Below are 7,454 nucleotides of genomic sequence, written 5' to 3' on the forward strand. Positions count from 1 at the left end.
TATGGATTTGGCAAATAGAGTAAATATGTTTAAACTTGAGTAATCATAATTTATGGAGCTGTAAGTAAATACTTCAAATATTCATGATGTAAAAAATTAAAACCAAAAGAATTAAAGGCTTCTTGAATTAATCGAGGAGCCTTATTTTTATTAAATTGGAAAATAATATTGATGATAACAAAAACTTTATTGAAAATGTAAAATTATTGTAAAAATTAGCAAATATATGTTGAAATATATCAAAATATATTTGAAAATATTTTAAATAATATTATAATTATATTGAAATTGTAATTAAAAATATAAGGAGTTGTGCATCTGTATGAGATTGGCAATTTTGAACAATAATTTAGAAGGAGAAAAAATAGCATATACAATTTATAATGAAGACGGAATTATGTTCCTGAAATCAGGAACACAATTGACGCAGAGAATTATCAAAAGACTTCAAGATATGGGAATCAATACTGTTTATATATATGATAAATATGGAGATGATTCGCTTGCTTTACAGGAGGTATTGGATTCCCAAATAAAGATTAGATTAATTAAGGCTTTGAATGAGCTATTTGTAGAAATTAAAAAAAATAACACAGTAAATTATGAAAAATCTATTAATATAGTTGAAGAAATAATAAATAATATTAATTTATCTGAAAATGCAATAATTTTAAATAATTTTACAAAAAATAAAGATATGTTTAGTTTGGCTAATCACTCAATCGATGTAACACTTGTATCTATAATTATTGCAAGTTATTTGAAATATGATGCAAAGAAAATGATTAATTTATCTTTGGCTGCTTTGTTGCATGACATAGGGAAAATAATAGAAGAGGATTATCAGAAACATCCTGAGGCAGCATATAATTTGTTGAAAGGGAACGTTTCATTTAAACCAACAACATATATTTCAGTTCTGCAGCATCATGAATTTGAAGATGGTTCGGGTCCTATGATGATTCAAGGTGAAAAGATATACGAATTTGCAAAAATAATAAATATAAGTGATTTATACGTCAATTTTATTTTAGGGAAGGACAACTTGTTGCCACATGAAGCTATTGAAAAAATTACAACCTTAGGGTTGAATAAATTAAATGAAGAAATATTCAAAGGTTTTATAAATTCAATCAGGCCATATCCAAATGGATTAAAAGTAAGATTAAATACTGGAGATGAAGGAGTAGTAATTAGTCAAAATAAAAATATATTATCAAGACCAATTATAATGATAACAAGTAACAATAATTATGAAATAGTTAATTTAGAATTTGAGTTATCGAAACTAATAACAGAAGTTTTGCTGTAAAAAGACGAATATTGTCTATCAATAAACGCAAAATTTGTCGTAAAATTATCCTTGATGATGAATATTGGTATATTATAATATAAATAGAAGAATATAGTCGAAACTGTGAAAAGTGAATGAAAAACTTTAAAATGCAAAAACAACTTTTACTGGAGGGTAAGAATGAAAGTTGCAAGTGATATTGAGGGGTATTTTATAGATGAGCTGACGCTTATTCCAAATAGAAATTATTTTTATGAGTATTATGAAAAAAATAAAAATAAAAAGCTTGGAGCCATTCTTTTGGATATAGATAATTTTAAATATCTAAACAATGCTTATGGATTCAATTTCGGAGATAAATTGTTAGTAAGTTTTTCGAATAAATTAAAAAATAACTTATATGATAATTCGATTCTTTTTAAATTTTACGAGGATGAATTTTTGGTTTTAATGCATGATAAAGAGCTTAGTTATATAAAACGGTATGCAGAAAATTTAATGAAACAATTAAGCGCATTTTATTTATTGGAGGATAAGGGAATATCTTTAACAGTTAGCACAGGTATCCATGTATCTGATAAAGAAGAAACTGCAAATGAATTTTTGCGTAAGCTTGATTCTGCCATGAGTGTTTCAAAATCAAAAGGCAAATATAGGTCGACTGTTTATAATTCTGATATAGAGATGAAAATTAAAAGGAAGGCTGAACTTATTTTAAACCTAAAAAAAGCATTAATTAATGAAGAATTTTATGTTGTTTATCAGCCTATTTATGATTTGAATCTAAATAAAATAGTCGATGTTGAAGCCCTGGCTAGATGGAGAAACACAGAATTTGGAGAGATTTCCCCGGTAGAATTTATACCATTGTTAGAAGAATCGGGATTGATAAATGAATTTGGTATCTATATGATAAAAAAAGTTTTTGGGCAAGTCAATAAATGGAATTCTGATGGGATTAAGTTAAGAACCAATATAAATATATCTCCAAAACAATTAAGCAACATTGATTTTGTTGATAGCATTTTAAAGTTGGGCAAACAATACAATATTGATTTTAAAAAAATTGTCTTTGAGATAACTGAAACAAATGCTACAAATATTGATGAATTACAGAATCACATGCTGGATAAAATAACGGATTTAGGAATAGAATTTGCGCTTGATGATTATGGGGATGCATATTCTCAGATTACAAATGTTTTTAAAATTCCAGTAAAAGAAATAAAAATATGTAAAGAATTGATTGATAAGATTGAAGAAGATTATAGAGTCAGATTGATGATAAAAAAATTTATAGAAACGTTTTTAGAACTTGGTATTGATGTAATTGCAGAAGGAGTTGAAAATTTAAGTCAGTTAAATTTGTTAAGAGATTTAGGCTGCACAAAGGTTCAGGGTTATTATATTAGTAAGCCTGTAAAATACAATTTGATATCAAATTATTTGGAACTAAAGAATTGAAAATAAATGATTGAAAAAGGCAAACTTATCGAAAGATAAGGACGCAAAGCTTCAGATCTAAGGCGTTTTTGCTAAGATAGCTGGGTTACCAATTAATAGGAATTTATATATATAAGTTCTTAGGTAATGCTATCATAAGCATTACCTATTTTTATGCAAAAAATAATGAAATGGGGGAAAGAGATGAAAAGAGTTATGGTGGTCGATGATGCAGCTTTTATGAGGACGGCAATCAAAGCGATATTGGAAAGGAATGGATTTGAAGTTGCAGGTGAAGCTGAGAACGGTGCAGCAGCGGTAAAAAAATACATGGAACTCTTACCAGATATAGTAACAATGGACATAACGATGCCGGAGATGAATGGTGTTGAAGCTCTTAAGGCTATCAGAAAGATTGACCCAAATTCAAAAATTGTAATGATATCAGCGTTAGGACAAGAAAGTTTTGTAAAAGAAGCAGTGATGTCAGGAGCGAAAGGATTTATTGTTAAACCGTTTAAGGAAGATTATGTAGTGCAAACTCTAAGCAAGCTTTAATATGAAAATGGAGGTGAAATTTTGGAGAATTTACTTGAAATGCAGTATGTAGTTTTTGAATTATCAAAAGAAAAGTATGCATTAAGAATATGTGATGTTTATGAAATTATTAAAATGCAGAGAATAACAGTTGTTCATAATACAAAACATTTTCTGGAAGGGATCATCAACCTTAGAGGGAAAATTGTTCCAGTCATTAGTTTGCACAAGAAATTTGGCCTAAAAAATTACGAGACAACAAAATCAACTAGAATTATTTTTGTCAAAATTAAAGATGAAATGGTAGGAATAGTTGTAGACAAAGTAAATTACGTTACAAAATTTTCAGATATTCAACCTCCTCCAGAAATGGTTGCAGGTATTGATGGAAATAATTTTGCAGGAGTTGGAATTATCGATGAGGGTGTTGCAAGTATATTGGAAATAAATACTATCTTAAATGATTAGAAAGGAGGGGTGGCATGGCAGGAATTTTTGATAGCCCAGAAATGTTAGCTGCTTTTTATGAAGAAATTGAAGAACAGCTGCAATCATTGGAACAGTGTATTTTATATTTAGAGAATAATCAAGAAAAGGAAGAAACAATAAATAAGTTGTTCAGAGTAGCTCATACTTTAAAGGGTTCTTCAGCAGCTATTGGTTTTGAAAAGATGAAAATATTAACTCATAATATGGAAAATTTACTTGAAAGAATTAGAAGTCAAAAAACAATAATAACTAAAAGAATAATAAACGCACTGTTTCAATGCTTGGATTTGTTGAAACTATTAAAAGAGGCATTTATGCTAGATAGAAAAAACATTAATATAGATATTACAAGCATTTTGAATGAATTAGAAAAAATAATGAATCAAGAGCCACATTGTGACAAAAAAGAATTGAACATCATGAGTGATAATTCAGAAACAGAGTTTGAACTTGATTTTGACTGTATTGCGCAAATTGAACAATCGATGTTAAATGAATTAAATTGCTTAATTTGTGATGTTAGAATATCAAGCGAAAGCGCTATGAAATCAATAAGATTTCATTTAATTAATAATTATTTAAATGAATTAGGGCAGGTTATAAGGACAAATCCTGATTTATCGGAAATACCGGAAAATTCAGAAATAAATGATATTAAATACCTTATTGTTACATCACTTGATGCTAAGTCTTTAGAACAAAAAGGAAATAATGAAATTATGGATATTGAAGCTTTTAGAGTTCGTGAATTCGATATTAGTAAGCTTAATAGAAATACAGAAGTTAAAGCTAATAATAACGAAAATTTAAAGGAAATTACACAGGCTTCAACTTTAGAAAATACTGATAGAAAAATTGGACAAACTGTGAGAGTAAACGTTGATAAACTTGAGAAAATGATGAATTTAGTAGGTGAATTGTTAATTGAACATACAAGAATAAATCAAATAGGCAACATATTACATGGCAAATACACAACAGACAATTTGACAGATGATTTATTAGGTGTTTCAACTCATGTATCAAGGATAATAAGTGAATTGCAGGAAGTGGTAATGAAAACTAGAATGTTACCTATTCAACAATTGTTCAATCGTTTCCCAAGAATGGTGAGAGATTTAGCTGAATCATTGAATAAGGATATTGAATTAATTCTTGATGGTGGAGAAACGGAAATGGATAGGTCAATTATTGAAGAAATGACCGACCCTTTAATTCATATTATAAGAAATGCTATTGACCATGGAATAGAGACGCCCGAAGAAAGAATAAATTTAGGAAAACCATCAAAAGGTTCATTGCGAATTTCGGCGTTTCATCAGGAAAACAATGTTGTGTTGACAGTTGAAGATGATGGCAAGGGAATTGATATAAATAAAGTTAAAGAATCGGCAATCAAGAAAAAAGTAATTACAAGTCAGGATGCAGAATTAATGTCAGATAGTGAGATAATAAACCTCATTTTTCACTCTGGACTATCCACTGCTTCGGAGGTAAGTGAAGTTTCTGGTCGTGGAGTAGGAATGGACATAGTAAGAAACTGCATTGATAAACTGAATGGAATAATTGAAGTTGAAACAAAGATTGGAATAGGGACGAAAATTACAATTAAACTTCCATTAACTTTAGCTATTTTAACAGGATTACTAGTGAAAATAAACGATGAATCATATGCGCTTCCCATGAGCAATGTTGTTGAAATAGTAAGAAAAACTAATGAAGATATTGAATATGTAAAAGGGCAAGCTGTAACTACTATTAGAGATAAGATTATCCCACTTATATGTTTACAGGATTATTTTAATATACCCAGAAAAAAGAAGAATAATAAAATTTTTGTTGTATTACTCGGCGTTGCAGAAAAAAGGTTTGGTTTAGTTGTGGATGAATTGATTGGAAATCAAGAAATAGTTGTTAAACCTTTAGGAACATATATAGGAAAAATTGAAGGTTACTCAGGAGCAACGATTTTAGGAGATGGTAGCGTTGCATGTATATTGGATGTTTCAGGAATTTTAAAAATGGTAGGTTTTAAAAAGGTTGTTCAAACGGATAAAAACGAAATAATTTAAGATTAGGGGGAATTATATATGAGTATTAAAAGAAGTATTGCAATAAGTTATCTTGAAGGAAAAGGTTATTCAAAAAATGTTAATAGAATGATAAACTTAAGTGGCAAGATTGAAGAAAAGGTAAGTGAATTGTCGATAGTAACGGAGCAAATAAACAAAGGAACAGCTGAACAGAGTGTTGCAATTGAAGAAACAAATAGTATGTCGGGAAGAATTTTTGATTCGATTAATGGTGTTTACACAAATTCCGAAGAACTAGTTAAATTAGTTAATGAATCAAAAAGTTCTTTAGAAGAGATGGCTGTTAGCATACAACAAGTGGCAGGAAATAGCGAAAGCACAGCAAGTTCAGTAGAAGAGATATCAGCATCGATAGAACAGATGGGTAAGTCAATAAAGGGAGTAGCAGGAAACGCAGAAAGCCTGAAGGGATCAGCGCAAGAAGCAGCAGCAGCGATACAAGAGATAGTAGCGAGCATACAGCAAGTGGCAGGAAATAGCGAAAGCACAGCAAATTCTGTAGAGCAGATATCAGCATCGATAGAACAGATGGGTAAATCGATAAAGGGAGTAGCAGGAAATGCTGAAAAATTAGAAAAAGCTTCAACCGAAACTTATAAAGTTGTAGAAAATATGGCGGCTTCAATCAATCAAGTGGCAGGTAATGCTCAAAATGTAGGTAAATTAAGTGAAACTCTCCATAATGAAGCTAAAACTGGACATAAAGCAGTTGAAGACACCATGCAAGCAATTCAGGAAATATCTGTTGTTATATCTAAAGCTGGAGATGTAATAAATAATTTGGGAAAAAGTTCTGAAAAAATTGGAAGCATAATAGAAGTAATAGATGACATTGCAGAACAAACAAATCTATTAGCATTAAATGCCGCAATAGAAGCTGCAAGAGCTGGTGAACATGGAAAGGGTTTTGCTGTAGTAGCAGATGAAGTAAGAAAACTTGCAGAAAGAACAGCTACAGCTACAAAAGAAATATCTGTATTAATTAAAGGAATACAAAGTGAAACAACACAAGCAATAAAGGCAATTGAAGTAGGAACTGACAAGGTAGAACATGGAACAAAATTAAGCAACGAAATGGGAAAAGTTATTGAAACTATAGTTAATGGTATAGATAATGTTAATACTGAAATTCGTCAAATTAATATTGCTACTGAAGAACAAAGCAAAGGAACTGTTAAAGTGTTAGATGCGATGAAAAATGTTTCAGAACAGGTAACTCAGATAACAAGTGCAACAAGGGAACAAGCTTTTGCGGTAGAAGAGATAATAAAGGGAGTAGGAAATGCAAGAGAACAAGTTAAACAAATAACAGTGGCAACGAAAGAACAATCGCAGCAAGGTGAAAACATGATAAAAATAATTGCTGATGTAACAAAACAATCAGAACAAGTGGCAGTAGCAGTAATAGAACAAGCAAAGGGAGTAGAAGAAATAATAAAGGGAGTAGGAAACGCAAGAGAACAGGTAAGACAAATAACAGTAGCGACAAAAGAACAGGCAAAGCAAGGACAAAACATAGTGATATCTGTAGAAAACGTAACAAAACAATCAGAGCAAGTGGCAGTAGCAGTAATAGAACGTAAGCGTCAAAAAATTTG

General features: G+C 30.2%; 6 protein-coding genes and 1 riboswitch. All 6 genes read left to right on the plus strand.

Going from position 1 to position 7,454, the window contains the following annotated elements; translation table 11 throughout:
* The first annotated feature begins 322 nt into the window (after positions 1-322).
* Positions 323-1,312: an HD-GYP domain-containing protein gene (locus ABG79_RS11815; RefSeq protein WP_057979675.1), complete on the plus strand. Its 990-nt coding sequence runs from the start codon at positions 323-325 to the stop codon at positions 1,310-1,312.
* Positions 1,313-1,474: 162 nt separating this feature from the next.
* Positions 1,475-2,758 (plus strand): putative bifunctional diguanylate cyclase/phosphodiesterase, encoded by a 1,284-nt coding sequence (locus ABG79_RS11820; protein ID WP_057979676.1) that lies wholly within the window; start codon positions 1,475-1,477, stop codon positions 2,756-2,758.
* Between the two features lie 8 nt (positions 2,759-2,766).
* Positions 2,767-2,851, plus strand: a riboswitch (cyclic di-GMP riboswitch).
* 90 nt (positions 2,852-2,941) lie between these two features.
* A complete protein-coding gene (locus tag ABG79_RS11825; RefSeq protein ID WP_057979677.1) occupies positions 2,942-3,295 on the plus strand; it encodes a response regulator in 354 nt (117 codons plus the stop codon).
* Positions 3,296-3,316: 21 nt separating this feature from the next.
* Entirely contained in the window at positions 3,317-3,742 is a 426-nt protein-coding gene (locus ABG79_RS11830; RefSeq protein WP_242859343.1) for a chemotaxis protein CheW, read from the plus strand.
* 14 nt (positions 3,743-3,756) lie between these two features.
* On the plus strand, positions 3,757-5,835 hold the full coding sequence (locus ABG79_RS11835) for a chemotaxis protein CheA (protein ID WP_057979678.1): 2,079 nt from the start codon (positions 3,757-3,759) through the stop codon (positions 5,833-5,835).
* Positions 5,836-5,853: 18 nt separating this feature from the next.
* Positions 5,854-7,454, plus strand: a 1,601-nt coding sequence (locus tag ABG79_RS11840) for a methyl-accepting chemotaxis protein (RefSeq protein WP_057979679.1), incomplete at its 3' end; no start/stop codon positions are given.

Origin of the sequence: Caloramator mitchellensis, assembly GCF_001440545.1 — a bacterium.
GTDB lineage: Bacteria > Bacillota > Clostridia > Clostridiales > Caloramatoraceae > Caloramator > Caloramator mitchellensis.